Annotated in this window: 23 protein-coding genes and 1 pseudogene; 11 read left to right on the top strand and 13 right to left on the bottom strand. The window is 68.8% G+C overall.

The window, feature by feature from the left end:
• Positions 1 to 6: 6 nt before the first annotated feature.
• Positions 7 to 954 carry a magnesium and cobalt transport protein CorA gene (locus ACTXG6_RS30370; protein ID WP_445182831.1) on the bottom strand — a complete coding sequence of 316 codons (948 nt, stop codon included), beginning with the start codon at positions 952 to 954 and terminating at the stop codon, positions 7 to 9.
• A 372-nt stretch (positions 955 to 1326) separates the two neighbouring features.
• Between ACTXG6_RS30370 and ACTXG6_RS30365 the strand changes: the two genes are divergently transcribed.
• Positions 1327 to 1644 (top strand): hypothetical protein, encoded by a 318-nt coding sequence (locus ACTXG6_RS30365; RefSeq protein ID WP_445182830.1) that lies wholly within the window; start codon positions 1327 to 1329, stop codon positions 1642 to 1644.
• 310 nt (positions 1645 to 1954) lie between these two features.
• On the opposite strand, the gene ACTXG6_RS30360 is transcribed toward ACTXG6_RS30365, so the two are convergent.
• Complete coding sequence (locus tag ACTXG6_RS30360; protein WP_445182829.1) at positions 1955 to 2122, bottom strand: hypothetical protein; 168 nt, start codon at positions 2120 to 2122, stop codon at positions 1955 to 1957.
• A 758-nt stretch (positions 2123 to 2880) separates the two neighbouring features.
• Between ACTXG6_RS30360 and ACTXG6_RS30355 the strand changes: the two genes are divergently transcribed.
• Positions 2881 to 4419, top strand: a complete 1539-nt coding sequence (locus ACTXG6_RS30355) for a FadR/GntR family transcriptional regulator (RefSeq protein ID WP_445182828.1) — start codon at positions 2881 to 2883, stop codon at positions 4417 to 4419.
• An 86-nt stretch (positions 4420 to 4505) separates the two neighbouring features.
• Here ACTXG6_RS30355 and ACTXG6_RS30350 read toward each other — a convergent pair whose 3' ends face one another.
• Positions 4506 to 7397: a UPF0182 family protein gene (locus ACTXG6_RS30350; protein ID WP_445182827.1), complete on the bottom strand. Its 2892-nt coding sequence runs from the start codon at positions 7395 to 7397 to the stop codon at positions 4506 to 4508.
• Between the two features lie 463 nt (positions 7398 to 7860).
• Between ACTXG6_RS30350 and ACTXG6_RS30345 the strand changes: the two genes are divergently transcribed.
• Together ACTXG6_RS30345 and ACTXG6_RS30340 are read left to right on the top strand one after the other, a co-directional pair.
• The gene (locus ACTXG6_RS30345; protein ID WP_445182826.1) at positions 7861 to 8136 is read left to right on the top strand and encodes a hypothetical protein; all 276 of its coding nucleotides are present in this window, start codon (positions 7861 to 7863) and stop codon (positions 8134 to 8136) included.
• Positions 8137 to 8308: 172 nt separating this feature from the next.
• Positions 8309 to 8638, top strand: a complete 330-nt coding sequence (locus ACTXG6_RS30340; RefSeq protein WP_445182825.1) for a hypothetical protein — start codon at positions 8309 to 8311, stop codon at positions 8636 to 8638.
• Positions 8639 to 8657: 19 nt separating this feature from the next.
• Here the strand turns inward: ACTXG6_RS30340 and ACTXG6_RS30335 are convergent, their stop codons facing one another.
• The gene (locus ACTXG6_RS30335) at positions 8658 to 10247 is read right to left on the bottom strand and encodes a DHA2 family efflux MFS transporter permease subunit (RefSeq protein WP_445182824.1); all 1590 of its coding nucleotides are present in this window, start codon (positions 10245 to 10247) and stop codon (positions 8658 to 8660) included.
• 206 nt (positions 10248 to 10453) lie between these two features.
• On the opposite strand from ACTXG6_RS30335, the gene ACTXG6_RS30330 reads away from it, so the two are divergent.
• Entirely contained in the window at positions 10454 to 11842 is a 1389-nt protein-coding gene (locus ACTXG6_RS30330; RefSeq protein WP_445182823.1) for an FAD-dependent oxidoreductase, read from the top strand.
• A 39-nt stretch (positions 11843 to 11881) separates the two neighbouring features.
• Here the strand turns inward: ACTXG6_RS30330 and ACTXG6_RS30325 are convergent, their stop codons facing one another.
• Both ACTXG6_RS30325 and ACTXG6_RS30320 read right to left on the bottom strand, forming a co-directional pair.
• Positions 11882 to 12664, bottom strand: coding sequence for a winged helix-turn-helix transcriptional regulator (locus ACTXG6_RS30325; RefSeq protein ID WP_445182822.1), 783 nt, complete (start codon positions 12662 to 12664; stop codon positions 11882 to 11884).
• Positions 12665 to 12902: 238 nt separating this feature from the next.
• Positions 12903 to 13109: a hypothetical protein gene (locus ACTXG6_RS30320; protein ID WP_445182821.1), complete on the bottom strand. Its 207-nt coding sequence runs from the start codon at positions 13107 to 13109 to the stop codon at positions 12903 to 12905.
• Between the two features lie 368 nt (positions 13110 to 13477).
• On the opposite strand from ACTXG6_RS30320, the gene ACTXG6_RS30315 reads away from it, so the two are divergent.
• Positions 13478 to 13762, top strand: a complete 285-nt coding sequence (locus ACTXG6_RS30315; protein ID WP_445182820.1) for a hypothetical protein — start codon at positions 13478 to 13480, stop codon at positions 13760 to 13762.
• A gap of 216 nt (positions 13763 to 13978) precedes the next feature.
• Here ACTXG6_RS30315 and ACTXG6_RS30310 read toward each other — a convergent pair whose 3' ends face one another.
• The gene (locus tag ACTXG6_RS30310; protein WP_445182819.1) at positions 13979 to 14833 is read right to left on the bottom strand and encodes a DUF1684 domain-containing protein; all 855 of its coding nucleotides are present in this window, start codon (positions 14831 to 14833) and stop codon (positions 13979 to 13981) included.
• 218 nt (positions 14834 to 15051) lie between these two features.
• Between ACTXG6_RS30310 and ACTXG6_RS30305 the strand changes: the two genes are divergently transcribed.
• From ACTXG6_RS30305 to ACTXG6_RS30290, 4 genes and pseudogenes are all read left to right on the top strand, one after another.
• On the top strand, positions 15052 to 15219 hold the full coding sequence (locus tag ACTXG6_RS30305; RefSeq protein ID WP_445182818.1) for a hypothetical protein: 168 nt from the start codon (positions 15052 to 15054) through the stop codon (positions 15217 to 15219).
• Positions 15220 to 15412: 193 nt separating this feature from the next.
• Positions 15413 to 15664: pseudogene (locus ACTXG6_RS30300) on the top strand (chorismate-binding protein); the annotation flags it as partial.
• 95 nt (positions 15665 to 15759) lie between these two features.
• Positions 15760 to 16974: an ABC transporter permease gene (locus ACTXG6_RS30295; RefSeq protein ID WP_445182817.1), complete on the top strand. Its 1215-nt coding sequence runs from the start codon at positions 15760 to 15762 to the stop codon at positions 16972 to 16974.
• Between the two features lie 60 nt (positions 16975 to 17034).
• A complete protein-coding gene (locus ACTXG6_RS30290) occupies positions 17035 to 18249 on the top strand; it encodes an ABC transporter permease (protein ID WP_445182816.1) in 1215 nt (404 codons plus the stop codon).
• 178 nt (positions 18250 to 18427) lie between these two features.
• Here the strand turns inward: ACTXG6_RS30290 and ACTXG6_RS30285 are convergent, their stop codons facing one another.
• From ACTXG6_RS30285 to ACTXG6_RS30265, 5 genes are all read right to left on the bottom strand, one after another.
• The gene (locus tag ACTXG6_RS30285; RefSeq protein WP_445182815.1) at positions 18428 to 19966 is read right to left on the bottom strand and encodes an efflux RND transporter periplasmic adaptor subunit; all 1539 of its coding nucleotides are present in this window, start codon (positions 19964 to 19966) and stop codon (positions 18428 to 18430) included.
• 155 nt (positions 19967 to 20121) lie between these two features.
• A complete protein-coding gene (locus tag ACTXG6_RS30280) occupies positions 20122 to 20691 on the bottom strand; it encodes an ABC transporter ATP-binding protein (protein ID WP_445182814.1) in 570 nt (189 codons plus the stop codon).
• A gap of 299 nt (positions 20692 to 20990) precedes the next feature.
• Positions 20991 to 21272, bottom strand: coding sequence for a hypothetical protein (locus tag ACTXG6_RS30275; RefSeq protein WP_445182813.1), 282 nt, complete (start codon positions 21270 to 21272; stop codon positions 20991 to 20993).
• Positions 21273 to 21438: 166 nt separating this feature from the next.
• On the bottom strand, positions 21439 to 22368 hold the full coding sequence (locus tag ACTXG6_RS30270; RefSeq protein ID WP_445182812.1) for an AEC family transporter: 930 nt from the start codon (positions 22366 to 22368) through the stop codon (positions 21439 to 21441).
• Entirely contained in the window at positions 22365 to 23243 is an 879-nt protein-coding gene (locus tag ACTXG6_RS30265; protein ID WP_445190136.1) for an NAD(P)-dependent oxidoreductase, read from the bottom strand. The genes ACTXG6_RS30270 and ACTXG6_RS30265 overlap by 4 nt, the downstream gene beginning before the upstream one ends.
• Positions 23244 to 23417: 174 nt before the next feature.
• Here ACTXG6_RS30265 and ACTXG6_RS30260 point away from each other — a divergent pair, with 174 nt between their 5' ends.
• Positions 23418 to 23921: a TetR/AcrR family transcriptional regulator gene (locus tag ACTXG6_RS30260; RefSeq protein WP_445182811.1), complete on the top strand. Its 504-nt coding sequence runs from the start codon at positions 23418 to 23420 to the stop codon at positions 23919 to 23921.
• Positions 23922 to 23957: 36 nt separating this feature from the next.
• On the opposite strand, the gene ACTXG6_RS30255 is transcribed toward ACTXG6_RS30260, so the two are convergent.
• Positions 23958 to 26291: a transglycosylase domain-containing protein gene (locus ACTXG6_RS30255; protein WP_445182810.1), complete on the bottom strand. Its 2334-nt coding sequence runs from the start codon at positions 26289 to 26291 to the stop codon at positions 23958 to 23960.
• Positions 26292 to 26365: the final 74 nt, after the last annotated feature.

Here is a 26365-nt window from a genome sequence, read left to right as displayed (position 1 = left end):
TGAGTCCTATTGCATCGGTAGGTTCGCGCGCCGCCTGAACCACAGGAACAGCAGCACGCAAGGGAGTGCCAGGCCGCCGATGCCGAGGACTGCGAACGCGGTGAAGCTCTGGACGTGGGTGACCAGCCAGTCGAAGTTCTGTCCGAAGAAGCCGACCACGAACGACAGCGGCAGGAAGATGCTGGCGAAGATCGTGAGTTGCTCCATCGTGGCGCTCTGCCGGAGGGTGATCTTGTTCTGCTCGACGGAGATGACCGCGATGTTTGCCTCGAGGATGGTGCCCAGCACGTCTCGTTGGGCCGCGACCTCCTCGCTGACCAGCACGAGATGGTCGTAGACGTCACGGAAGTAGGGCAGCAGGTCGGCGGGCCATTTGTTGGGCTGGACCTGGCTGGCGAGCACGGCGAGGAGAGGGTGCACGGCGCGGTAGAAGTCGGTGACCTCGCGTCGCAGGAAGTAGATGCGTTCGGTGGGGGCAACCGTCCCGGAGAATACGGTGGCCTCGATCTGTTCGATGTCGCGGTCGAGTTCGGCCACCACCGGCGCGTAACAGTCGACCATCTGGTCCAAGATCGCCCACAGGACCGAGGCGCTGCCGACCCGCAACAGCTCGGGGTGCTGTTCGAGGCGGGTGCGGGCACCGTGGAGTTCGCTGGCCACCCCCTTGCGGACGGTGATCACGAAGTTCTTGCCGAGGAAGATGCTGATCTCGCCGGTATCGATCTCTTCGCGCTCGTCGTCGTAGCGGGCGGTGCGCAGGATGGCGAGCTCGAACCCGCCCTCGTACCGCTCGATCTTCGGGCGCAGGTGAAAAGTCTGGGCGTCCTCGACGGCCAACTCATGGAGCCCGAAGGCGCTCTGCACCCGTTCCAGTTCCTCGGGGCTGGGTTCGAACAGTCCGAGCCACACGAACCCGTCCCCCGTGCAGCAGCCGGCGGCCTCCTCCACGGGCATTGCGGCCTCGTGCGAGCGTTGCCCGTCACGGTAGTGCGCACAGTCGACGATCATGAGGTGCCTCCGGTAGTGCGCCTTTGGATCGTTCAAGACTGAATATCCGTAGGACGCGTGGGCACCGCCAACCGTGGGCCCACGGCGCGGTTGCTGTGACGGAACTGAGAGAACTGACGTTCTCGGGTGCGCCGGCGGCGCTGGAGTCGCCCTGCTGGCGCCCATCGCGGTGCCGTGACCATCGTCGCCACTAAGCCGAACGCCTGAACGGAGAGGGCCAGGTGCAGCAGCGGTCGGGACACAGGTAACACCCAGACGGTGCCCAGCGAAGGCACATGTACGACTGGTTTGTGAACCAGGCAGCGAACGAGGTGATTCATGACCGCAACTGCGCAACCCGTCCAGTTGGCCGTGCACGGTGCCGACTGGACCTATGTCAACGAGCTGCGCCGGCGGCGGGCGGGCGTACGCCGGGCCAGCGGTCGCCAGCCGATCCCGAGCGGGCCAGCGGCCGCAACTCCCCAGGAGCCCGTGACCGCGCAGAAGCCCGCCAACTGGCAGCACTGGTATCCGATCATCGCCGGCGCGATGCCGGACGGAACGGACCCGGCGGTCATCCGCCACATCGCGGTCACGGTGTCGATACAGAAGTACCGCGACCTGGTCGACGAGCTGGCGCAGACGCTCGAGGCGTAACCCCGTGGCGACCGGTGCCGGTCTCACGGAGACGCCGACTCCGGGTCGAGGTCGATTCGCAGGTCCTCGGGCGCGCCGGAGCAGGTGCGGGCCTTCCTCGGTCGGCACGCGCATCGTCGCGCCGTGCTCCAAGTTCGCGATCCGCTGGTCATCGAGATATACCTGGATCCGGCGCGGGGCGCCGGGTGTCAGGGTCTGAGGGCGGTGCAGGATCAGTTCAGGGCCGCTATGGCGGGGCGGTGGCGGCCAGAATCGCCGCGCCCGCCGGTCAGGTCACGCGCGTCAGGGCAGAGCCGAGGTCTCCGGGCGCTCAGCCGGGGACGCAACCGGTCTGCCACGGCACCGACATGGTGCCGTTGGGGCATCCGTAGGCGGTGACAGCGGCTGCCGAGGGAGCCGGGCTGGTCGCGGCGGCGCCCAGGACAGTCAGCGACAGTACGGCGAGTCCAGCGGCAAGGCCAGCGAGCAGACGACGCATCTTCGTCACCTTTCGGGAAAGTGATTCCGATTACAAGCTTGCTGCCACTGGCGATCTCTGACAACAGCAAATGCTGTGAAGTTCATAGGAAATGTTCACTGGCGGGGTGCCTCGCTCAGTCGCAGCCGTCGCCGTCCATCCATCGGACGACCTGTTCGACGTCAGATCCCCGTGGACGAGCCGGGGCGGGCCGGGCTCGAGTGCCGGGTCACCGGTGCCGGATGGCGCCGGGTGGCCGGGAATCCAGGAGACCGCGACGGCGGTCCAGTCGGGCGTCGAGCTGACCGGGCCCAGGGGAGTGGGGTGGCGAAGGGCAACCCCGCCTTGGCCAGCTCCGTGAGCAGCGCGGTTCTTCTGGGCAGTGCCGCGACGGCGGGCGGGTTCCGAGCGTGCCGAACTCGGGCTCGGGCGGTTGGCGACTCGACAGGTCCCGGTTCGGCGGTATCGTTCTGCCTCGCGTGTTGAGCCGAAAGAGGCACGCGCGATGGTTCGTGTTGTGCGAGCAGCGCACTCATTCGAACAACAGGCGCCACCATTCCGTCGTTGTCTCGTGCCAGCAGCCCTCGGTCCAGCGGGCCCTTTGGGCTGGTCAGGAACCGGTCGCGGACCGCCGTTCCCCGGTGCTTTTTCGAGGTGTCGCATTTTCCGGAATCCAGTAAAGAATACTCATTATCGCGCGCTCGATAGTTGCCCGTCACATTCATTATCCTGAACAGTGAGTGCGTAGCATGATCAGTTATCCGCTCGAGGGAGAGTCTGTGAATGCCTATTCCGATGCCTGTCCGACCGGTACCTCGGCCGCGGGTCGGGACCGGGCGGGCCTCGCATTGGGGGAATACGCCGCCACTGATCCGGCCGATAACGGGAAGCTCGCCGCGCGGGTAGCGCGTCAGATCGAGCAGGACGTGCTGCGCACGGGGTGGCCGGTGGGTGAGGTGCTCGGTTCGGAGACCGAGCTGCGGGAGCGTTACCAGGTCAGCCGGGCGGTGCTGCGGGAGGCGATCCGGCTGGTCGAGCACCATCAGGTGGCCTCGATGCGCCGGGGGCCGTCCGGTGGGCTGGTGGTCCGCGCGCCCGATGCGGGCGCCGCCACCAGCGCGATGATGGTGTACCTGGAGTTCGTCGGGACCACCATCGAGCACCTGCTCACGGCCCGGCTGATGATCGAGCCGCTGGCCGCCGCGCTGGCCGCGGCGAACATCACCGAGCCCGGCATCGCGCAGGTGCGCACCGCGCTGGCCGACGAGTTCGCGGCCGGGCCCAACCGGGACGGGCACGTCCGCGGTGCCCTGCACCTGACCCTGGCGGAGGTGTCCGGCAACCCCGCGCTGCAGTTGTTCGTCGATGTCCTACTGCGGTTGACCTGGCGCTACGCGAGCGACCAGCTCAGCCACCTACCCGACGACCCGGACCATCCGGCGTTCACCTCCTCGGACAGCTCGCACGAGGCCATCGTGCACGCGGTCGTCGCCGGTGACGGGCCCCGCGCCCAGTACCTGGCCATCCAGCACCTGCAGATGTTCGGGGAGTTCCTGATCAGCTGGCGGCCCGAGTCGCGGAACCTGCCGAGCTGGCTGTGGGCGATCCACACCCCCGGGCGCACCCAGGAGCAGAAGCTGGCCGAGGTGGTGGCCCAGCGGCTGCTCGGCGAGATCACCGGTGGCGGCTGGGAGGTCGGCTCGGTGATCGGGTCCGAGGGCGTCCTGCTGGACCGGTTCGGGGTGAGCCGCGCGGTGCTGCGGGAGGCGGTGCGGCTGTTGGAGTACCACTCGGTGGCGCGGATGCGGCGCGGCCCCGGTGGTGGGCTGGTGGTGGCCGAGCCGGCGCCCGGTGCCAGCATCGAGGCGATTGCGCTCTACCTGGACTACCAGGGCATCGAGGTCGAGCACCTGCGGGCCGTTCGGGAGGCGGTCGAGCTGGCCTGCCTCAACATGGTCGCGGCCCGGGTCGGTGACCCCGAGGTGGCGCGGCGGCTGCAGCGGTTGCGGGACGGTGTGGGAACGCTCGACCAGGGCGGCGACGGAACCCGACCGCCGAATTGGGACGAACCCTTCCTGCACGTGGAACTGGCCGAGCTGGCCGGCAACCCGGTGCTGGCACTCTTCCTGCGCATCCTGATCACCCTGTGGCTTCGCCAGGAGCCCGAACCGGTGGAGCCCCGGCCCGAGGCGACCGGCGACGACGCGCACCCGCACCGGGGCATCATCGACGCCCTGCTGGTGGGAGACGGCGACCTCGCCCGGCATCGGATGCGCCGCCACCTGACCCCGAGGCAGCCGGGGCCCCTAGTTCCCTGAGTCGACGGCACACAGCGCAGTGCCGCGGCACACAGGTTGGGCCGTGTGTGCGGTGGCTCGGCGCTGTGTGCCGTCAGGGCAATTGCTCAGTGCGGCTTCGCGTTGGCGGACTGGAAGTCCTTGATCGCCTTGTCCAGATCCGCCAGGGCCTTGCCCTGGGCGGCGAAGTCACCGGACTGCTGGGCCGCCCGTAGTTCGCCGAGTGCGCCGTTGATGCCCGTCACGGCGCCCTGCAGCGCGGCGGGGGCCTGCGCCGTGCCGGTCGCGGGCGCGGTCGGGCCGGCGCCCGCGGTGGCCGGCGCCGGGGTCGGGGTCACCTGAGCCGCGGCGCCGGGTCCGAACACCTGGTTCAGCGCGACGTCCAGCCGTGCGTCGTAGCCGATCTTGCCGCCGAAACTCACCAACACCCTGGCCAGTTGGGGGAACGACGATTCCTGGTTGGCCCGCTCGATGTAGATCGGTTCCACGTAGAGCAGGCCGCCGGCCACCGGCAGGGTCAGCAGGTTGCCATAATCAATCGTTGTTTGGTTTTGTTTGAGCAGGTTGAGCTGTTGGCTGACCTGCGGTAGCGACACGAACTGGTTCTGCGCCTGTTGGGGCCCGGGCGTCTGGGTGTCCGTGGGTAACTGCAGCACGGTGATGTGGCCGTAGTTGCCCGGATCGGAGTTGGCCGAGACGTAGGCGGCGAGGAACGGGCGCTGCAGGCTGACCAGTGGGCTGGTCAGCTGGAAACTGGCGCCCTGTTGGCCCGGTAGCCCGGCCAACACGTAGTACGGCGGCTGGGGAGTCGGGTTCGGCCCGTTGTCGAGCACCGTCGGGTCGGACGGAACATTCCAGAAGGAGACGGTGGAGAAGAACTCCGCCGGGTTGTTCACGTGGTAGCGGGTCAGCAACTGACGTTGCACCTCGAACTCGTCCTGCGGGTAGCGGAAGTGCGCCCGCAGGTCGGGACTGATGTCGCTGCTCGGCTTGACCGTGCCCGGGAAGACCTTCATCCAGGTCTTGAGCACCGGGTCCTTCTCGTCGAACGCGTAGAGGTTCACCGTGCCGTCGTAGGCGTCGACCGTGGCCTTGACCGAGTTACGCAGGTAGCTGATCGTGTTGTTCGGCAGCCGGGGTACGCCCGGTGTCGAGTCGGCCGTGGCGTCGCCCAGTCCGACGTGCTCGGCGTAGGGGTAGTTCTCCAGGGTGGTGTAGCCGTCCAGGATCCACTGGATCCGGCCGTCGACCACCGCCGGGTACGGGTCGCCGTCCAGGGTGAGCCAGGGCGCGACCTGGCTGACCCGGTCGCTCGGGTCCCGCACGAACAGGATCTTCGAGTTGGCGTTGATCGAGCCGTTGAACAGGATGTTCTGTTCGCCGTAGGACATGGCGAACACCAGGCGGTTGAACAGGTTGCCCAGCGGCACCCCGCCCTTGCCGTCGTAGGTGATCTGGTCGGTGTCGCTGTCGTACTCGCGGGGTGGGACGCCCGGTGCGGCGCCGACGATGGAGTAGTCGGTGATCAGGCGCCCGTAGTAGATACGGGGCTGGCTGACCGGGATGTCGCCCTTGGTGGTCGTGTCGCTGACGGTGAAGTTCGGGTAGCCACCCTGGCCGGCGGCCGCGTCGTCGAGCGCGGAGTTGACCTGGTTGGCCGGTGCGGCGACGAACCCGTTGCCGTGGGTGTAGACCATGTGCTGGTTGATCCAGTTGGTCTGGTTGCCGGTGAGCGCGCTGCTGTCCAGCTCACGCGCCGCGACCACGTAGTCACGGACCTGGCCGTTCACCTTGTAGCGGTCGATGTTCAGCTGCTGGGGGAAGCCGTAGAAGTTCTTGCGCTGCTCGAGCTGGGTGAACGTCTTGGACAGCCGGCTCGGGTCGAGCAGTCGCAGGTTGGAGATCGTCGCGGTGTCCGCGCCCACCTGCGCGGGAGTCGCATCCGTCCGGCCCGAGTAGTCCTGGTACTTCACCTTGTCCGGGGTGAGCCCGTAGGCGGCCTGGGTGGCCTCGATGTTGCGCTGGATCGGTATCGCCTCGCGCACGTTCGCGTTCGGCTTGACCACGAACTGTTGCAGGACGGCCGGCCAGGCGGCCCCGATCAGCACGCTGGACAGCACCAGCAGCGCGATCGCGATCGACGGCAGCTGCAGGTTGTGCCGGAACACCGCGGCGAAGAACGCCGCCGCGCAGATCAGCGAGATGAACAACAGGATGATCTTGGCGGGGATCACCGCGTTCAGGTCGGTGTAGCTGGCGCCGCTGAACACCCCACCGTTGTCACTGGAGGAGGACAACAGCGTGGAGTACCGGTCCAACCAGTAGGCCACCGCCTTGAGCAGCACGAAGACCCCGGCCAACACCGCCAGCTGGGCCCGCGCGGCGACCGAGACCTGACCGGCCCGCCCGGCCAGGCGCACCCCGCCGAAGATGTAGTGCGTGATCAGCGACGCCACGAAGCACAACGCCACCGCGACGAACATCAGGTTCAGCGCCCAGCGGTAGAACGGCAGCTGGAAGGCGTAGAACCCGACATCCATCCCGAACACCGGGTCGGCGGTGCCGAACGGCGTCGAGTGCAGGAACATCTGCGCGGTCTGCCAGTCGCCCTGCGCGGCCAACCCCGCGATCAGCCCGATCACCAACGGCACCCCGATGGCGAACACCCGCAACCGCTGGATGATCACCGTCCGGTACCGGGCAACCGGGTCCTCCGGGCCGCTCACCGGCACGAACACCGGCCGGGACCGGAAAGCCACCGCCAGCGTCGCCGCGAGCAGCGCCGCGAACACCACCGCCACCAGCACGAACTGCACGATCCGGGTCAACACGATCGTGCTGAACACCTGCCGGTAGCCCACGCTGCCGAACCACAACCAGTTGACGTAGTAGTCCAGCAACCGGGAGCCGGCCAGCAGGACGACCAGCGCAACCCCGCCGATGACGAGCAGGATCCGGCTGCGGCGGGACAGCCCGGCAGCACCGGGCGGGGGCGTCATGACCACAGAGCCACACTCCAAAATCGTTGACTCAACGTAGCCAAGTGTGCCGGACCCCCTAGCGGCGGGGAGCCAACATCATCTTTGGGCTTGCGTCGAGCGGCCCCGCGGTGTCCCGTGTAGCCGGGCACTCGGACGGCGAGGCCGGCTCCGCAACGCCTGGCTCCGCGCGGCGCGGACAGCGGCCCGACAGCCATTCCGCCGCGATTCCTCGCATCGAAAAATTCACTGGAATGGGAAGCTCCCCGCGATCATGGCAATGTCGGGCACGAGAGTCTGAACGCGCCGTAAATATGGCGCCAATAAGGCCGGTCCGGGTTGTTGAAAACACTTCTGTGTTTCACTCCCTTGAGTGGATTCGTCTCCCGACAGTTGTCCAGCGTTGGACAAGGCAATCGCCGACTATTAAGACTGCCGAGGCGGATGAGACGACGGGTCTCGTCCAGTCGTTGGGGAGGAAGAAATGAATCGCAGGCTCGGACAGCGCGCGGTCGTGGCGGTCGCCGCAACCGCTCTGGCGGCCGGCGCATCGGCCCTGTTCGGTGGGTCGGCGTTGGCGGGTAGCCACGGCGAGCACAACAACTCCGGTGGTGACGGCGGGAACGGTGGCAAGTCCAACGTCAACTGCGTGCTTCCCATCGGTCTCAGCGCCGGCATCATCGGTCAGGGTGGAGACAACTCGCAGTGCCAGGCGACCGGCGGCGACGCCGGCGACGGCGGGACGGGCGCGAACTACTGATCTCCAATCGAGTGGGCAGGGAGCGGCGCCGGGATGTGTCGGGCACCGCTGCCTGCCTCTCGCGCGTTCGGTCGAACAGAATTCCGCATACTCAATCTCGGAATCGCGTCGGAACCTCCCGTACGAGTAGGTGCGAAGGTACTTCGGTGCGGAAATGACACGGAGGTCGCGAGTGACCCGCAAGTTCGGCTCTGGGGCCGGGGTAGCCACGACTGTCCTCATGCTCAGCGTGGCCGGTTCCGTAATGTTCGGCGGTACGTTCTCAGCCGCCCAGAGGCCGGGCGATGACGGCGGCGGCAACCACAACGGCAGCCCTGGCCGGCCCGGGGAGGCGCACGCACACTGCCAGTTCGTGCCGTCGAACTCCCCGTCGGTCTGCCGCGAATCGCGGCCCGACGGGTCGAACGCGCGCGGCGGCGACGGCACGAACGGTACGGACGGCCCCGGGGGCCGCAACGGGCAGGACGGGCCCAACAGCACCTACAACGGCGCGGGGCACTGACGTCCGCGCAAGGTGCCCGTCAACGGGTGGCGTTCGCCGACCGGCCCGGGTGCCGGGTCTGTGGTGACTGACGGGACGCCGGCGCGCTGTCGGGCGTACCGGACGGCGGCGAGGTCGGCCGGGGTGGCTTCTTGAGCATCAGCACGAGCAGGGCGGCGACGACCGCCAGCCCGGCGGTCACGAGAAACGCGTCGCCGTCCGCCGTGGCCTGGATGTGCCCCTGCGTCTGCTGGTACAGGCCGGCCAGTGTCTCCTGGTCGGCGTCGCGGTACTGGGGCAGTGAGGTGGGCGTCTGCAGTGCGCTCATGTCGGAGGTGAGTTGAGCGCTCGACCGGCTGACGATCACCCCGACGATGGCGACACCGAGCGCGGACGCGGCGCGCTGCATGACGTTGTTCATCGCGCCGCCGTAGCCGACCAGGTGCGGCGGCAGCCAGCTGAGCCCGTTCGTCATGATCGGCATCATGCCGAGGGCGCCGCCGAGCATGGCGATCATGACCCAGATCGATGCCTCGGTCCGGCCCATGTCCACGCTGATGCCGCCGGAGATCAGCGTGAGGCCGACGACCGACCCGAGCATGCCGACCAGTGCCGGCCAGCGGGGTCCGATCCAGTCGTACAGCTTGCCCGCGAGTGGCACCGCCACCACCATCAACAGCCCCATCGGCAGCAACACCATGCCGGTGTTGTGCGCGTCGAAGCCCTGCACGTTCTGCAGGAACTGCGGGATGTAGTAGGACACCCCGAAGAGCATGATCAGGAGCACGCCGATCAGCAGCAACGAGTTGACGAACGGCCAGCACCGGAAGATGCGCAGGTCGATCAGCGGGTTCTCGACCTCGTTCTCGATGGCCGCGAACAGTGCCAGCGACAGCACCGCACTGGCGGAGAGGATCATCACCAGGTAGGAGTCCCAGTGCCACTTCTGCCCCTTGGCCGACACCACGATGATCGCGGACAGGCCGTAGGCGAAGGTCAGGTAGCCCCACCGGTCGAACTTCTGGACCGTCGGGCTGCCCTCCATCCTCGGGATCAGGAACAGACCCGCGATGACCGCGATGACGCCGATCGGTTCCTTGAACAGGAAGATCCACCGCCAGCTCAGGTCCTGCACGATCAGTCCGCCGAGGGTCGGCCCCATGCTCGGCGCGACGATGACCCCCAGCCCGTAGAGACCCATCGCGGTGCCGATGCTCTCCCTCGGGACGATCCGGTAGATGATCGAGATCGTGACCACCGGCACCAGGCTGCCGGGGATGGCGGTCAGCACCCGGAACGCGATCAGGCTGTTCAGGTCCCACGCCAGCCCGCACAGCCCGGAGCCCAGCAGGAAACCGATCAGCGCCGCACGGAGGACCCGGGTCAACCCGAACCGGTCGCTGAGCCAGTTGCTCAGCGGTACGAAGACGGCCATCCCCAGCGAGTACGCGGTGCTGATCCACGCGACGTCATCGTTGCCCCCGCCCAGATCCCGCTGGATGTGCGGGATGGGCACGTTGACGATGGCGCTGTCCATCGGCGGCAGGAAGCTGCCGAGCATCAGCACCAGCAGCGGGGCAAGCCACTTCGCGGACGGACCGGGCCCGGCGCTCGTGGATTGTGACGTCACCGCTGAGAGATAACATAACTTGCTTCTAGAACTCAATAGCTGGCCTAAGGATTTCCCACCCAGCGGATCCTCCGGCTGACCTTTCCGCGCACGACCCGGAGCTCGCCGCCGGCTCAGCCGCGGTCCGATGGGTGGACCGAGCCGTTACGTCCCGGCATTCCTGAGCCCATACTGCTGCCGGTTCATCCTGCGCTCGGGGGTCGGCGATGCGGAAGCTCGGTGAGCACGCGGTGGTCCTCGGCGCGAGCGTGGCGGGGCTGCTGGCCGCGCGCGCGGTGTCGGAGGCCTACCAGCGCGTGACGGTGGTCGAGCGGGATGTCCTTCCCGAGGTCAGCGCGAATCGCCGGGGCGTGCCACAGGGGCGTCATGCCCACGCGCTGCAGGCGGGCGGGTCGGAGGTCCTCGAGGAGCTGTTCCCCGGGTTCCTCTCCGAGCTCGCGGCCAGCGGGGTGCCGGTGCTGCGGGACCTGTCCGAAACGCACTTCAGCTTCGGCGGTCACCTGCTGTCCCAGCAACGGCACGGCCTGGCCGGCGTGGTCTACCTGTCGAGTCGGGCGCACCTGGAGCATCACCTGCGCGCGCGGGTGCGGGCGCTACCCAACGTCGAGATCGCCCAGCGGAGTGAGGTGACCGGCCTGCTCAGCGCCGGCGGCCGCGACCGGGTGACCGGTGCCCGGGTCCTGGATCACTCCGACCCGGGCACCGAGCAGAGCATCGAGGCCGACCTGGTCGTCGACGCGACCGGCAGGGGTGGTCGGATGGCAACGTGGCTACCGGCGTTGGGGTACCCGCCTCCGGCTGAGGAACGGTTCGCCGTCGACATCATGTACGTGAGCCGGCGGCTGCGGCTGCCCCCGGGAGCACTTGGCCCGACGCGGATGGTGCTGATCGGCGCGGTGCCCGGTAGGCCCACGACGCTGGCGCTGATCGCGCAGGAGGACGACTGGTGGATGCTCACGGTGGCCGGTTACGGCGGTCACCACCCGCCCGCCGGTGCCCAGGGCTCCCTCGAGTTCGCGGCGACGATGGCCCCCGCCCACATCCTTGCCGCGATCCGCGACGCCGAGCCGCTGGACGACCCGGTCACCAACCGTTTTCCCGCGAGCCTGCGCCGCGGCTACGAGCGGATGCCTCGGTTCCCCGCCGGGCTGCTGGCTTTCGGCGACGCGATCTGCAGCTTCAACCCGACCTACGGACAGGGCATGTCGATCGCGGCCCTGCAGGCCGTCGCGCTGCGGAAAAGTCTCGCCGATGGCGCGGAAGACCTGGCGCGACGGTTCTTCCGGGCCGCGGCGAAGCCTGTCGACGTCGCCTGGCGGTTGTCGCTGGGCGGTGACCTCGCTCTGCCGGAGGTGCCGGGACACCGCCCGCCGGCGGTCCGCGCGACGAACGCCTACCTGGACCGGGTGCTTCGTGTGGCCGAGACTGATTCCGGCCTCACCGAGCTGTTCCTCAAGGTCCTCGGCTTCCTCGAGCCGCCAACCGGGCTGTTTCGGCCGAGCGTCGTGGCACGCGTGCTGGCCGGCGGCCATCGCGGTCACGCCGCTGCTCCGCACGCCGGGCAGGCCGGTAGTGCTCGGGTGCCCCGGCGGTGAGAGTGCGGTCGGCTAGGAGCCCGGGACGGCGTAGGTGCCCTAGACGGCCGCGGAGAACGGCCGGTCGGCAGGGGCCAGACGGGGGGTGTCGGTGAGCGTCGGCGCCTCGTCGTGCTCGCTGTTCCCGATGGTGTTCCCGGCCACCGCGAGCCCGGCGCGGCCCGGCCGGACGAACTTGTAGCCGACGTTGCGCACGGTGCCGATCAGCTGCTCGTGCCCGGGGCCGAGCTTGGCGCGCAGGCGCCGCACGTGCACGTCGACGGTGCGGGTGCCGCCGAAGAAGTCGTAGCCCCAGACCTCCTGCAGCAGCTGGGCGCGGGTGAAGACCCGGCCGGCGTGCTGGGCGAGGTACTTGAGCAGCTCGAACTCCTTGTACGTGAGCTCGAGGGCGCGGCCTTTGAGTCGTGCGGTGTAGGTGGCCTCGTCGATGACCAGCTCGCCGAGCACCAGTGCGCTGCCACCGGCCTGGGCGTCCGCTCCCGCGCGGGAGCGCAGCAGCCGCAGCCGGGCGTCGATCTCGGCCGGCCCGGCGCCGGGCAGCAGGATGTCGTCGATGGCCCATTCCGAGGACACCGCGACCAGGCCGCCCTCGGTCAGCACGGCCACCACCGGCACCTCCATCCCGGTGGTCCCGAGCAGCCGGCACAGCCCGCGCGCGCCGACCAGGTCAACCCGCGCGTCGACCAGCACCGCGTCGTGCGGACCGGCATCGAGCAGCGCGGCGACCTCCGGGGCGGCGGTACGCACCCCGTGCGGCAGCAGCGACAGTGCCGGTAGCACCCGGTCAGGGGTGGGGTCGGCGGTGAGCAGCAGCAACTCCATGCCTGGCCTCCTCGGACATTACAGACCGGTCAAATCCGGGGAATACGCACGTAAGGGCAGGCTACCGGGAGAATTCGATTTCCAGAGTGTTCAGCGGGATTCCGCGGTCGACTTTGCACAGTGGTAACTGCGCTGTAATAGCACTACCGGTTCGGTGTGACGTGGAGCGCAGTTCACCGGGTGCGGGACGTGGCTCTGGGCATGTCCGCGGACCGGCTGTCCGGTCGGAGGCCGGTCGTCAGGTCGCCGGGACGGCTCGGCTGTGGACCTGCACCTGGTGTGGTTCCAGATCCGGGGTGTCGAGCGCGAAGCTGATGATGCGTTCCGGGTGGATGCGGATGATCGCCCCGCTGACGCGCGACGCGGAGTCGGTCGGCTCGGGGATCGCCTCGGCGCGCCCCCGGACCTCCAGCAACCGCACCCGCCACGGGTCGGTCGAGACCACGTCGTCGAGAACGAAAGCGACTCGGCCGTTGTCGGCCGATCGGCTGGCCGGTGCGGTAGTCGATCTCAGGATCGGTGAACGTCATGTCGCCCTCTCTCGGGCAGCCGGGTGGACGTCGGCGACGCTAATACCTCAACTAAACTTGAGGTCAATAGGGGACCGAGCCGAGCCGATCACCACTCGCGGTGACTGTCGAGTTCACCGCGTGAACGATGGAGTGACGCTACTCCATTCGGTGGACACTCTCTCAGGTTGCGTGACCACGTCACGTCGCCATCGTTGATCGAAGCACTCACACCGTCGTGAGAGATGGTGCCCGTTCGAGGCACCCGCCGACAGGCGAAGAGACGATCTAGGGGAGATATTCAGTGTTCATCAAGGCAGGCGTCGTTGTTGCTACCGCCGCGGTGGGGATCCTGGCAGTGAGCCCGTTGGCGTTTGCCAGTGACGACCACGGGCACCACCGCCACCACGGGGACCGGGCCGACGTGCAGAGTGGCCTGGTCAACCTCCAGCACATCGGTGCTCAGGTGCCCGTGCAGCTGTGCAACAACAGCATTCTTGAAGGCACTCTCGGAGTGCTGGCGGGCCACCAGCGCAACAGCGACAGCCACGACGGCAAGTGCGGCCAGCGCAACAGCGACGACGACTGAGCGTCGCGGCATTCGACAGACCGCTGCCCATGGTTATGGGCTGGCTGGGCTGGCTATGAGGACCGCCCATTTCGTCACGGGGAAGCTGGCGAGTGGGCCCGCCGGGGTCGGCGTTCGGGGAACGCCGGCCCCGGCTTTTCCGTGCGTCGGGCCGTAGGTGGGCCATTACCTGTGGTGATGACCGGTGGCCTTGACCTGTGGCGGTGGCCTCCGGGTTCAGGAGGTCAGGTCGGGCCGCGGCGGGGTCCGCTCGCCGGCCGCGACCGGCACCGTCACGGTGTTGCCCTCGGGCGGCAGTGGGCAGGTCGCGAACGCGGTGAACGCGCAGGGCAGGTTGACGGTCCGGTTGAGGTCGACGACCACGGTGCCGTCCTCCGCCGGGTCGCCGACCGCGAGGATCCGCCCGCCGCCGTAGGTTTCCTGGCCCGAGGTGGCATCGCGGAAGTGCAGGGACAGGCCGCCTTGTTTGCCGGGCAGTGCCACCAGAGTCTGCTGCTGGCCGTCGATGTCGAAGTGCACCTCGCCCACCGCGGTGAAGTAGTGGTGCAGGCCCTCCACGACGGCGTCGACGGTGATCGGGCTGGGGGTGGGGTAGGGCTCGTACCGCCCGGTCACCACCCAGCGCGCCTCCACCGGGTAGCTGGGGACGCCGTCGAACGCGGTGCGGGTGATCGCCTGTGGATCGCGGACCCGCAGCGCGTAGCTGTCGGTGCGGCGGATGACCTCGACACGCCGCGCGCCCACCGTCACGAGCACGCCGGGCTGGCCGTCCTTCGGCTCGATCCGGACTGTGCCGTCGACGGTCACTCCGTCGATCTCCAGCTCGTCGGCGGCGGCCGTGGTGGTCTCGGTGGTTGTCTCAGTGGTGATCTCGACTCCGCCGTCGTCGGTGGCGCGCCAACTGCCGGGCAGGTCGGGGTAGGTGGCGGCCGTGCTGGTCAGCCAGTGCAGGCCGGTGAGGCTCAGCCAACCGTGCGGCTCACGCAGCAGTGCCTCGCGCTCGGTGTGCCACGCCGTCCAGGTCTCGACGGGATCGGCGCCCTGAGCGGTGGTCGTTGGGGTGGTGGTCATGGGGTCTGCCCTCCGGTGGTGGACCTGTTGCACCTCGACACCGGATACAACCGCGGCGGGGCGGCCGGGCATACCAGCCGAGGCGAATTGCCGGGCCTCGGACAGGGAGCGCGGCCGGTCGCGGAGTGCAATGATCCAGCTGCTGATCACCGAAACCCGTCCGCCGGCGGTTCCAGAGCATGCCGGCCCAGGCCATTTCAGACCAAGAGGAGACCCGAATGTCCGAGCAGCCCGCGGCCCGCACCCGCTACCTCCGTTGCCCCTGTGGCGAGTCGATCGAGGCGGACAACGAGGACACCCTGGTGGAGCTGACCCAGGCGCACCTCAAGGCCAACCACCCGGGGCACGAGTACACCCGCGACCAGATCCTGTTCATGGCCACCTGAGCTGACCCGGGCCGCGGCGGGTCGGCGAAGGCCGGCGCGGGTACCGGAGTCTGTTGCACTCCGCCGGACTGGAGCGGCGGGCGCTCGGCTGGGTCGCGCTCGGCGGGTTCCTCGCGGCGCTGTGTCTCGGCGCGGCCTTCGGCGGCTGGCTGTTGCGCGCCGGGCCGGGGACCCGGGGCACCGGCCTTCGGCGGCGCGCGCCGCGATCGCCACCCTCGAGCGGGTCGATCGCGGCTACTACAGCGGGCCGGTCGGTTGGTCGGCCGAGGACGGGGACGGCGAGTGGGTCGTGACGATCCACAGCGCCGAGATCCGCGACCGGACGCTCCGGATGTTCGCCGGCGCGGGAGTGGTGGCCGGATCGGATCCCGAGGTGGAGCTCGCGGAGACGGGCGCCAAGCTTCGAACGATGCTCCACGCGCTCGGCACGACCGACGCGCTGTGAGTGATCTCCTTCTCCAGGATGAGAGGCTAGCCTTGCCTTAACTGTGGTCAGCGTTAATGCTTGGGCGCGCGGGACGATTGAAGGAGAGCGCGTCGATGAACGTCAGGGAAGCGGTCATCATTGCCGCGCACAGTATGCGAACGGCTCGGCTGCGGACCCTGCTCACCGCCATGGGCATCGTGCTCGGCGTCGCCGCGGTGATCGTCCTGGTCGGGCTGGGCGGCGGCATGCGGTCCGGTTTCAACGACAAGTTCGGGGCGCTCAGCACCTCCATCGTGGTCAGCAAGACCAACCAGGCCCAGCAGGGCGGCAACTCCGTCAAGAGCCTCACCGAGTCCGACATCACGGCGTTGACCAAGCCGGGCGCGGCGCCGCACATCGCGGCGGTGACCCCGCTCCGCAACGGCGCCGCCCTGATCAGTGTCGGCGACAAGGACTTCAAGGCGAGCGTCGCCGGTGCAACGTCGACCTATCTCCGGGTGCGCAACCGCTCGATCATGGCCGGTTCGATGTTCACCGACCAGGACAACCAAGACCGGGCCAGGGTCGTCGTGCTGGGAACGAAGGTCGTCCAATACCTGTTCAACGGTGACGTCGTAGCCGCCCTCAACTCCAACGTTCGCATCGGCCGCCTCACGATGCGGGTCGTCGGTGTGCTGGCCCCGGGCGGGGACGACCTGGACGGGGTCGGCGTGATGCCGCTCGACTCCTCGCGCGCCCTGTTCGCCGGTGGTCAGAACCTCAACGGCATCGGCGTCCTCGCGACCGACGTCAACTCGGTGCCGGCGGCGACCCAGGAGGTCAACCAGATCCTGGATGCCCAGCACGGGATCACCGACCCCGGCCAGCGCGACTACAACACCACGGCGATGGTCGCGCAGCTGGACCAGATCAACAAGTTCGTCGACCTGCTGCTGTTGTTCACAGTCTCGGTGGCCGGTGTCGCGCTGTTCGTCGGCGCGCTCGGGATCGCCAACATCATGCTGGTCACGGTGACCGAGCGGACCAGCGAGATCGGAATCCGCAAGGCGATCGGCGCCCGCAGCGGCGCGATCATGAAGCAGTTCCTCGTCGAGTCCATGGCGGTCTCCGGCGTCGGCGGGGTCGGTGGCGTGGTGTTGGGCATCGTGCTCGTCCTGGCCGGCCGGCAGCTGGTGCCCAGGATCCAGCCCGATCTCGGGCTGCCCGACCTGTCCGTGACGGGAATCGCGGTCGCGTTCGGGGTCAGCCTGGTCATCGGCCTGCTCGCCGGCAGCTACCCCGCTCGGCGGGCGTCCCGGCTGCACCCCATCGACGCGCTCCGCTACTAAGAGCGCGCCCGCTCGGTCGTCGCATCCCGTCACTGACAAGGTCCGGCAGGGAGTACAGCTATGCATTTCAGCGAGTCGCTGGTCATCGCGATCCGGAGCCTGCGGTCCGCTCGGCTGCGTACCACGCTGACCGCTCTGGGCGTCGTGGTCGGCGTCGCGGCGGTCATCTTCCTGGTGGCCCTGGGTAACGGGATGCGGGACGGCTTCAACAAGTCGTACGGCTCGCTCAACACCGCCATCGTCATCTCGAAGGCGAATGCCTCATCGCCCGGCGCCAACCCTTCGCGGAGCCTGACCGAGGACGACTCGGCGGCGTTGGCCGACAAGTCCCTGGCACCGGACATCGACAGCGTGACCCCGCTGCGCAACGGCGTCGCGGTCACCCGGTACCGCGATCGGAACTTCCGCGGCAACATCTCCGGAACGACACCGGGGTTCCTGCTGGTGCGGAACCGGAAGATGGCCGCCGGCTCCATGTTCACCGATCAGGACAACAAGGACCGGCTCAAGGTCGCGGTCATCGGTCCGAAGGTGCTCAAGTACCTCTTCGACGGCGATGTCCGGAGGGCCATCGGCGCGGACGTCTTCATCGGCCGGCTCGGCATGAAGGTGATCGGGGTGACGGAGCCCGGCGGTGACGACCAGGACGCCTTCGTGCTGGTGCCGATCAACTCCTCGCGGGGACTGTTCGCCGGCTCCAACTGGCTCAACGGGATCGGTGTCATGGCGCCCAGCGTTGCCCAGGTGCCGAAAGCGATCGACCAGATCAACCGGATACTCGACCAGCGGCACGACATCAGCGACCCCGGCTTCCGGGACTACACCACCTCCGCGCTGCTCATCCAGATCAACGAGATCAACAAATACCTGAAACTGATCAACTGGGTGACTCTGGTCGTCGGCGGCCTCACCCTGGTGATCGGGACACTCGGGGTCGCCAACATCATGCTGGTCACGGTCAACAACCGGACCCAGGAGATCGGGATCCGCAAGGCGATCGGCGCCCGCCGGAGCGCGATCAGGGGACAGTTCATGATCGAGTCTGTGGTACTCGCCGGCCTGGGTGGGCTGGTGGGGACCGTTCTCGGCGTAGGCCTCGTCCTCGCCGGCGCCAAGGTGATACCCCATTTCTGGCCGGAGTTGGGCGCACCGGGTGTCTCGATCTACATCGTGCTGGGCGTTTTCGCTGTCAGCCTGGGAATCGGGCTGATCGCGGGTTCCTATCCCGCCATCCGGGCCGCTCGACTGCACCCCATCGAAGCCCTCCGGTACTAGACGGTCGCCGAGGTGGTGGCTCAGTGACGGCGCGCACGCGGGTGGCCGCGCGCTCACAGGCGGCGGGCGGCCGCCGGTTACCGAGCTGCACACCAGGCAGGCATTTCCAGCGCTCAACCTGCACCGTGTGCAGCTCGGTAACAACAGGCGCGTGTGGTTACCGCTTGGGCCTGCTGGGTCAGCCGCCGCCGATGGTCCCGCTGGGCTGGGCGGGCGGCGCATTGACCTGGGGAAGCTGGATCACCTGGCCTTCCCGCAGCCCGGACAGGACCTGGGTGCTGCCGTCGCCGACGATGCCTGGCTGGAACGGCGTGCGCACCGGGTTGCCGTCCTGCCCGGGCACGTTCACGAACGTCTGGCCACCGTCCTTGAGCACGGCCGCGTTCGGTACCAGCAGAACGTTGTCCACCGCCTGGGTGGCCACCGACACCTCGGCGGTCTGCCCGGCGTGCAGGCGGGGATCGGACTCGGTGAGCAGGACCGTCGCGTAGTAGTTCGTCACGCCCGAGATGTTCACGCCGGTCGGTGCGACGGACAGCACCGTGCCATCGCGCTCCAGGTCCGGCACCGCGTCGAAGTTCACCTCGACCTTCTGGTTCGGGGACACCTTCGCGGCGTCGGACTCCTCGAACGGAACGACGACCTGGAACGTGTTCAGGTTGTTGAGCACGATGAACGCGCCACCACCGGGGCGGGTCGCGGAGAGCCCGGACGCGGCGTTGCCGGCCGCGTCGCTCGATGCCGCCGCACCGACGCCGGGGATTGCCGCGTCGCTGCCCGGGGACAGGGCGGTCGTCCCCGCTCCGGCGCCCAGATACTCGCCGACGGTACCGGTGATGGCCGAGACGGTGCCGCCGACCGGTGCCCGGAGAATGGTGTTGTTCACGTCGTTCTGGGCCAGTGCCACGGCGGCGCGGGCGGACTGCACCAGCGCGGCCTGCACGTCGATCGAGCCCGGCCGGTCGGACCTGGCGGTCCGCAGGCCGTTCCGGGCACTCACGAGCAGGGTGTTCGCGTTGGCCTTGGTCACGTCACCGTTGGCCTCGGCGATCTTCGAGTTGTGCTGGGCCGTCTTGTAAGCGGTCCTCGACGTGATGGCGGTGGTCCTGGCCGCCTTGTAGGCCGCCTCCTCCCCACCGGTACACGGCAGGACGGGCACGGGAGTGGTCGGGCAGGCGTCGTATGCCGCCTTTGCCTTCCGGAAAGCCTTCAGGTCCTCCTCGTACTTGGCCCTGGCGGTCTTTACGTTGAAGTGCGCAAGTGAGACCTGCTCGTCGACGGCCTTCTTGGTCTTGTCGTAGAACCGTTCCGCCGCGTCCAGGGCGTCCTTGCCGTTCGGCACAGTGACGCCGGCGATCAGCCGGTCCAGCTGGGCCTGCTGCTGCGCCAGCAACGCGGACTGCTGGTTGAGGGTCTGCCGGAAGATGTAGTCGTCCTCGCGGGCGAGGATCTGGCCCGGCGTGACCGTGTCGCCCACCTTGATCATCAGCTCGACGAGCTTCGCCCCTTTTTGGAAGCCGATGTTCTGCGACGTCACGGGGGTGAGGGCACCCGAGGCTGCCACCTTCATGGCCACGGTGCCGCGCTCGACACGAGCCGTCGGGGGAGCGGTCGGCGCGGCCCCGCATGCCGATGCCACCGTGACTACCGCGAGGGCCAGGGACACCGCGCCGGCCCGGCACAATCGCGGGCCACCGCGTCTCGCAGTCCTAGTCATCAACTATGTACCTTTCATACCGGCTCCGCGGTAATCGGGGGTAACCGCGGAGAATGGGGGAGCGATTGTGCGATTTGGTTCGTGGGGATCGCTGAGAATTCGAGACCGGTATCGCCCGCTCGGGGTTGCGGGTGGGAACCGTTTGTCAGGACGCCTTATTCGTTCAGTTCGACCACGGAGCGATTCTCCGGGGCCCGGTCGCCGACGATCTTCCCGTCGCGCAAGGTGATGATCCGCTTGGCGAAATTGGCCACGTCGTTCTCGTGGGTGATCAGGATGACCGTGCGCCCGGTGTTGTTCAGCTCGACCAGCAGTTTCATGATTTCGAGCGTGGAGGCGCTGTCCAGGTTCCCGGTCGGTTCGTCCGCCAGGATCATCACCGGGTCGGTCACGATCGCCCGGGCGATCGCCACCCGCTGCTGTTGGCCGCCGGAGAGCTCACTGGGCAGGTGTTTCGCCCGGTTGGCCAGGCCGACCTTTTCCAGAGCGGCGTTGGCGTGTTCGCGCCGCGCGCTGATGCCGGCATAGACCATGGGGAGCTCGACGTTGCGCACCGCCGTGGTGCGGGGGATCAGGTTGAACGACTGGAACACGAACCCGATCTTCCGATTGCGGATCTCGGCCACCCGGGCGTCGGGATGGCCTACCCGCGGGAATGCGGACACGGGACACCGATGACTGAGGAGGCCGAGACGCGGCAGACCGCTGCCGGTGAGCCGCGCCACAGCGGGCCATTCAGCATGGCCACCCCAAGTATTAGTCATCCCTGCTCCCCATTAGGTGAGGCTAACAGAATACCTAAGATGATCCTCAAGGTCCACGGCCCACAAACTCACGATCAAGGCGTTGTGTGCTATTCGCACTGATGGGGCGAAGTGGCGATCACAAGTAGTCATCGCAATCGCGGCGCCGCCACTCTTCTGGTGTGACAGAAGGGCACAGTTGAGTCTTCACCGACCAATTTGATGGCAGACAGTGAACGGCGGCTGGTCTGGCCGGTGTTTCGCGCGGAGTTTTGCGCCGGTCAGGCGCTCTGGTTGGTCTGACTGTCATCCAGGGCCGACGATCGCGTCACCTGCGCGGGAACTCCGCTGTTGGTGGGAGCGGCATCCTCCGGGCGCGCCCGGCGCAGCCAGGCGTCCTCGAGCCGTTCGGCCTGGTCGACGGTGAGGATGCTGGACGGGCACGAGACCCGCATGCCCAGGACTGCCGCGACGGGCAGCAGTTGCCGGCTCGTGGTGCCCAGCGCGCGTGCTACGTCGCGGACCTGCGCGAGCGGTTCGACCAGGCGGAGATAGCGTGACATGGTGACCTCGTGTGGGGGAGCGAAGCGATCACCGACCGTGTCTGACCGGTGATCGGCGGGGGATGTCGCAGCCATAGACCGTAGTGCCGTTGACCGGAAGTCTCGGATTTGCGCGACATCTAGGGGCCAACGGTTCGGCTCCTGCGGTGAAGGGTGTGGTCCGGGGTCACCGGAGCACGAGCCAGGCCGTGACGGGCACCGAGACGACGCTGACGAGCGTCGAGAGAGCGATCGCGGCGGACACCCGTTCGGCATCGGCGCCGTAACGCTGCGCCATCACGTAGATGTTGCCGGCCGAGGGCAGCGCGGCGATCAGTACGCCGGCCTGGACCAGGACGTGTTCGACCGCCAGCAGCCGGTCCAGCACGCACCAGACGATTGCCGGGTACAGCGCGAGCTTTGCCGCTGTGATCCCGGACGCGGCGAGCATCGTCGCCCGGTCCAGGCGCTGGGCGGCCAGTGCGCCGCCGAGCGCGAACAGCGCGGTCGGGCCGGCCGCCCCGCCGAGGAAGCCGAGGAAGTGCCCGATCGGTTCGGGCAGCGACAGGCCCGCCGCCGCGATCGCCGCGCCCAGCACGATCGCGGCCACGATGGGATTCAGGACCGTGCCGCGCAGCACCAGCCGGCCGACGCTCGCGCCGTCGCGGCTCGCGGCGCTCATCAGCACGCCGCCCACCGACAGCAGAACCATTACCTCCGCCAGGATCGCCATGGCGAGCGGCCCCGCCGCCCGGTCGCCGAAGAACGCCAGCATCAGCGGTAATCCGAGGAAGCCGAGATTGCTGACGGCCGCCGTGGTGGCCCGCGCGCCCGCCGCGCCGAGTGGCTGGCCGGCGACCGCGCGGGAGAGACCGAGGGTGAGCGCGAAGACGAGGGCGCCGCTCCCGAGGTAGCCGGCGTAGAAGGTCGCGTCGAACGACTCCCTGATCGGTTGTCCGGCGATCAACAGCAGGACGAGGGCGGGCAGGCCGTAGCGGAAGGAGAACGCCCCGAGCGCATCGAGCGCATCGGGTTTCACGACGCGGGTCCGCACCGCCGCCCAGCCCAGTGCGACAACCCCGAAGATCGGCAGGCTGAGCAGGACGAACCGGATCACCTGGCGGAGAGCGTGCGTTGCTCGATCGCGTGGATCACGGCCACCATGTCGGCGCCGTCGAGACCGAGCGCGCGCGTTTCGCCGTACAACGCAAAACAGACGTCGAGCAGTGGTGAGGCGATCTGGGACTTCCGCGCGGCCGCCGCGATCAACCGGCTGACCTCGAGAACGTTCGAGATCGCGCCCTCCACCGCGAAATCCTCCGCGACCAGCTTCGCGGCCTTGACCCGCGAGACACTGCTCGCCATCGGGCCGGCGTCCAGAACGGCCACGAACTGGTCGAGGTCCAGCCCTTGGCTGCCAGCGAAGTGTGTCGCCTCGGCGAGGCCGGTGACCATGGTGATCAGGAACAGGTTTACCGAGAGCTTCATGAGCAGCGCGTTCGGCACCGGTCCGCAGAACACGGTGTCCCGGCACATCGGTCCGAGCAGCGGGCGGACCGCCGCCGTGTCCGCCTGCTCGCCGGCGAGCATCGCCACCAGTTGCCCGGCCTCCGCCGGCTTCAGCGAGCCGGAGACGGGGGCCTCGACGTAGCTGCCGCCGGCGGCCCGGACATCGGCTTCGAGCCCGCGCGAGTAGTCGGGTGCGGTCGTCCCCATCTGGACGATGGTGTGTCCCGCGACGGTCGCGCCGAAGGCCGGCGTGCCACGGCCAAGCGCGGAGTCGATCGCGGCCCCGTCGGCGAGCATGAGGATCACCACGCGAGCCCGCTCGAACACCTCGGCCGGTCCGGTTGCCACCGCGGCGCCGGCCGCGCGCAGTGCCTCGCTCCTCGCGGCGGTGCGGTTCCACACGACGAGGGGAGTCGCGGAGCGGGCCAGATTGAGCGCCATGGGCTGCCCCATCACACCGAGACCGATGAAACCCACGTCCACGGCTGCCCCACCTCTCCTCGCCGGCGGTCGCCGCCGCGCTTGTGGACTATGACAGCGGTCATGATAATGGCGACCATGACGCCTGTCATAGTCGATTCCGGTCGGGGACCTCGCGAGCGGATGGTCTTCAGCGCCGCTCAGCTCATCCGGCGCGACGGGGTCGCGGCGACGGGGATGCGTGACGTCGCGGCCCACGCGCAGGCGCCCCGCGGCTCGCTCCAGCACTACTTCCCGGGTGGCAAGGAGCAGCTGGTCAACGAGGCCGTGGACTGGGGCGGGCGCTATGCCGGTGGCAGCATCGACCGGTTCCTGGCCGCCCTGCCGCAACCGTCGCCGAGCGGCCTGTTCGCCGCGATGGTGAGCCAGTGGACCGACGAGTTCCGGACGGACGGGTTCGGCGCGGGCTGCCCGGTCGCCGCCGCAACGGTGGACAGTGCGCACTCCGTCGAGTCCACCAGGGCCGCCGCGGCCGCCGCCTTCGCGGGTTGGCGCCGGCCGATCACGAGTGCGTTGACCCAGATGGGGGTGCCGGCGCCCCGAGCCGAGTCACTTGCCACGCTCATGGTCAGTGCGTTGGAGGGAGCGGTCCTGATCGCGCGGTCCGAACAGGACGTGCGTGCTCTCACGACTGTCACGCGGGAGCTGGGACCGCTCCTGGACGGGGCCGTGACGAGCTGAGGCGGCCCCGGGGCCCTGGTGTCCCGGCGGAGCGGGTCAGGGGAGCGGAGCGGGCCGCGGTGGTGTGCCGGTGCTGGTGAACAGCGTGACCGGGGTCCCGCCGGCGACGTTGCCCTGCGGGCTCTGGCTGATGACCTGCCCTGCCGGCGCGGCGGAGGCCAGTGCGCCGACCCGGACCGGGTAGCCGGCGAGCCTGAGGGTCTGCTCGGCGGCCGCGCGCTGCTCGCCGACGAGGTAAGGCACCACCTGGCCATGGTCGCCGGCCTCCAGGTAGGCGGGGTCCGGGCCGGGGGTCAGCGGCTGGTCCGGCTGGTTGCCCAGGATCTGGTCCATGGCCTGGAAGTAGGGCGGTGCCGCGACCGTGCCGCCGAACGCGCCGTGCCCGCAGTCGCCGAGGTGCACCGGCGGCCCGGGGCACAGCTCGCGCGGCCGTCGGCCGTCCGCGAACAACATGGAGGACGCGGCATAGCCGTCCACACCGCCGACGAAGGCCACCGACTCGCTGGAGTTGGTGGTGCCGGTCTTGCCCATGTCCGGGCGGTCCCAGCCGGCGGCCTTGGCCGCCGCGGCGGAGGTACCGATCTTGGTGTCCTGGCTCAGCCCGGCGAGCAGGGTGTCCGCCAGCCCGCTGGATACGACCTGCTCGCACGGTTCCTGCTGGATGGCCACCGGTCGGCCGTTGCGGTCGGTCACCGAGAGCACCGGGCTGGGCGGGCACCAGCGGCCGTGGTCGACGAGCGTGGCGCTGACGTTGGCCATCTCCAGGGTGCTCACCGGACTGTCGCCGAGGGTGAAGGAGAGCAGGTTCTGGAAGTACCGCGACTGGGGCTCGTCGTAGCGCGGGTCCCGGGACAACGGGTCACCCGGGTCGGTCACCGGGGCGGCCCCCGCATCGTTGCTCTGCAGTGTCTGGCGCAGCCCGAGCCGCTGTGCCATCCGCAGCACCGCCGGCATGCCCGTGCGGCTCTCCAGGTCTACGAAGGCAACGTTCGGCGAAGTGGCCAGCGCGTTCTGCAGGCTGATCGGGTCGGGGTAGCTGGTGCCGTCGTTCTGCACCGGGTAGCAGTGGGTGTAGCGGTTGGTGACCGGCGGGGTGAAGCAGGCCGAGGACGGGTTGGCCAGGGCGGAGTTGAAGCCGACCACCCCCTGCTCCAGGGCGGCGGCGGTGGTGAAGATCTTGAAGGAGGAACCCGCGCCGAATACGTTGCTGGGGTCGGCCACCAGGTTCGTGTACACCTCGCCGGCCGACGCATCGGTGCCCAGGTTGCGGTTGGCGGCCATCGCCAGCACCTCGTGGCCGCCGTCCTGGGGTCTGATCAGGGCGAACGTGTTGGCGACGCCGTCCGCGGCTGCCGGCACGTTGCGTTCCACGGCCGCCTTCACCGCGGCGCTGGCCGAGGGGTCCATGGTGGTGTGGATCGTGTAGCCGCCGGTGTCCAGCTGGTCGGCGGTGAACCCGGCCTGCCGCAGGTAGCGGACCACATAGTCGCAGAAGAACCCGGCATCCGGCGCGGCGGAGAGGCAGCTGCCACCCGGCACGGTGGGGCCACCGGCCACCACACCGAGCGGGCTCGCCTTGGCCGGCGCCGCCAGGGACGGGGGCAGCGACCCGGCGGCGACCATCGCGTCGATCACCAGGTTCCGCCGCGCCAGTGCCTGGTCGGGGTGGGTGTAGGGGTTGTACAGGTTGGGGTTATTGACCATGCCGGCCAGCAGGGCGGCCTGCGGAACGCCCAGTTGGGCCGGGGTGGTGTGGAAGTACGCGGCCGCCGCGGCGCCGACCCCGTAGATGTTCCCGGAGAACTCCACCAGGTCCAGGTAGCCGGCCAGGATGTCGTTCTTCGGAGTGTTGCGGTCCACCACGATCGCCATCTCCGCCTCGCGCAGCTTGCGGGCGACGGTGTCGGCGCGGTCGGCCTGCTGGTTGGCGGGATCGTTCCGGTCCACCACGTTGATCAGGTAGTTCTTGACGTACTGCTGGGTGATGGTGGAGCCGCCCTGGAGTCCGCCGCCCGAGCTGTCGTGCAGCATCGCCCGGAGCGTGGCGAGCGGGTCGATGCCCTGGTCGGAGTAGAACCGGCGGTCCTCCACCGAGATGATGGCGGCCTTCATCGCGTTCGAGATCTGGTCGAAGGTGGCGGGCAACCGGTACTGGTCGTACAGGTAGGCGAGCGGGGCGCCGGTGCGATCCAGCACCGTGGTGACCAGCGGCAGCTGGGCGGTGCTCAGCTGGGCGTCGACGACGGTACTGGAGACGCGCTTCGCCGAGTCGGTGATCTGGTTGGCCAACACGCCCACACCCACCACAACAGGGCTGACCATTGTCGCCAGCAGGACGCCGGCGAGTAGTACCGCGCCCCCCAGTCGCATGAGTTTGATCCGTGCGGGCACTCCCGCGACGGTACCCACCGCCCCTGTGATTTCGATGAGATCGTCGCGGCTGC

The sequence above is a fragment of the Pseudonocardia sp. Cha107L01 genome (assembly GCF_052566575.1).
Note: the sequence above shows the minus strand (reverse complement) of the source record. Positions and strands in the feature narration are given on the sequence as shown.

Coding starts and splice junctions, on each gene's coding strand:
- ACTXG6_RS30370 (WP_445182831.1), bottom strand. CDS start 954: ATGCCCGTGGAGGAGGCCGCCGGCTGCTGCACGGGGGACGGGTTCGTG.
- ACTXG6_RS30365 (WP_445182830.1), top strand. CDS start 1,327: ATGACCGCAACTGCGCAACCCGTCCAGTTGGCCGTGCACGGTGCCGAC.
- ACTXG6_RS30360 (WP_445182829.1), bottom strand. CDS start 2,122: ATGCGTCGTCTGCTCGCTGGCCTTGCCGCTGGACTCGCCGTACTGTCG.
- ACTXG6_RS30350 (WP_445182827.1), bottom strand. CDS start 7,397: ATGACGCCCCCGCCCGGTGCTGCCGGGCTGTCCCGCCGCAGCCGGATC.
- ACTXG6_RS30345 (WP_445182826.1), top strand. CDS start 7,861: ATGAATCGCAGGCTCGGACAGCGCGCGGTCGTGGCGGTCGCCGCAACC.
- ACTXG6_RS30330 (WP_445182823.1), top strand. CDS start 10,454: ATGCGGAAGCTCGGTGAGCACGCGGTGGTCCTCGGCGCGAGCGTGGCG.
- ACTXG6_RS30325 (WP_445182822.1), bottom strand. CDS start 12,664: ATGGAGTTGCTGCTGCTCACCGCCGACCCCACCCCTGACCGGGTGCTA.
- ACTXG6_RS30310 (WP_445182819.1), bottom strand. CDS start 14,833: ATGACCACCACCCCAACGACCACCGCTCAGGGCGCCGATCCCGTCGAG.
- ACTXG6_RS30305 (WP_445182818.1), top strand. CDS start 15,052: ATGTCCGAGCAGCCCGCGGCCCGCACCCGCTACCTCCGTTGCCCCTGT.
- ACTXG6_RS30295 (WP_445182817.1), top strand. CDS start 15,760: ATGAACGTCAGGGAAGCGGTCATCATTGCCGCGCACAGTATGCGAACG.
- ACTXG6_RS30290 (WP_445182816.1), top strand. CDS start 17,035: ATGCATTTCAGCGAGTCGCTGGTCATCGCGATCCGGAGCCTGCGGTCC.
- ACTXG6_RS30285 (WP_445182815.1), bottom strand. CDS start 19,966: ATGACTAGGACTGCGAGACGCGGTGGCCCGCGATTGTGCCGGGCCGGC.
- ACTXG6_RS30275 (WP_445182813.1), bottom strand. CDS start 21,272: ATGTCACGCTATCTCCGCCTGGTCGAACCGCTCGCGCAGGTCCGCGAC.
- ACTXG6_RS30260 (WP_445182811.1), top strand. CDS start 23,418: ATGCGTGACGTCGCGGCCCACGCGCAGGCGCCCCGCGGCTCGCTCCAG.
- ACTXG6_RS30255 (WP_445182810.1), bottom strand. CDS start 26,291: ATGCGACTGGGGGGCGCGGTACTACTCGCCGGCGTCCTGCTGGCGACA.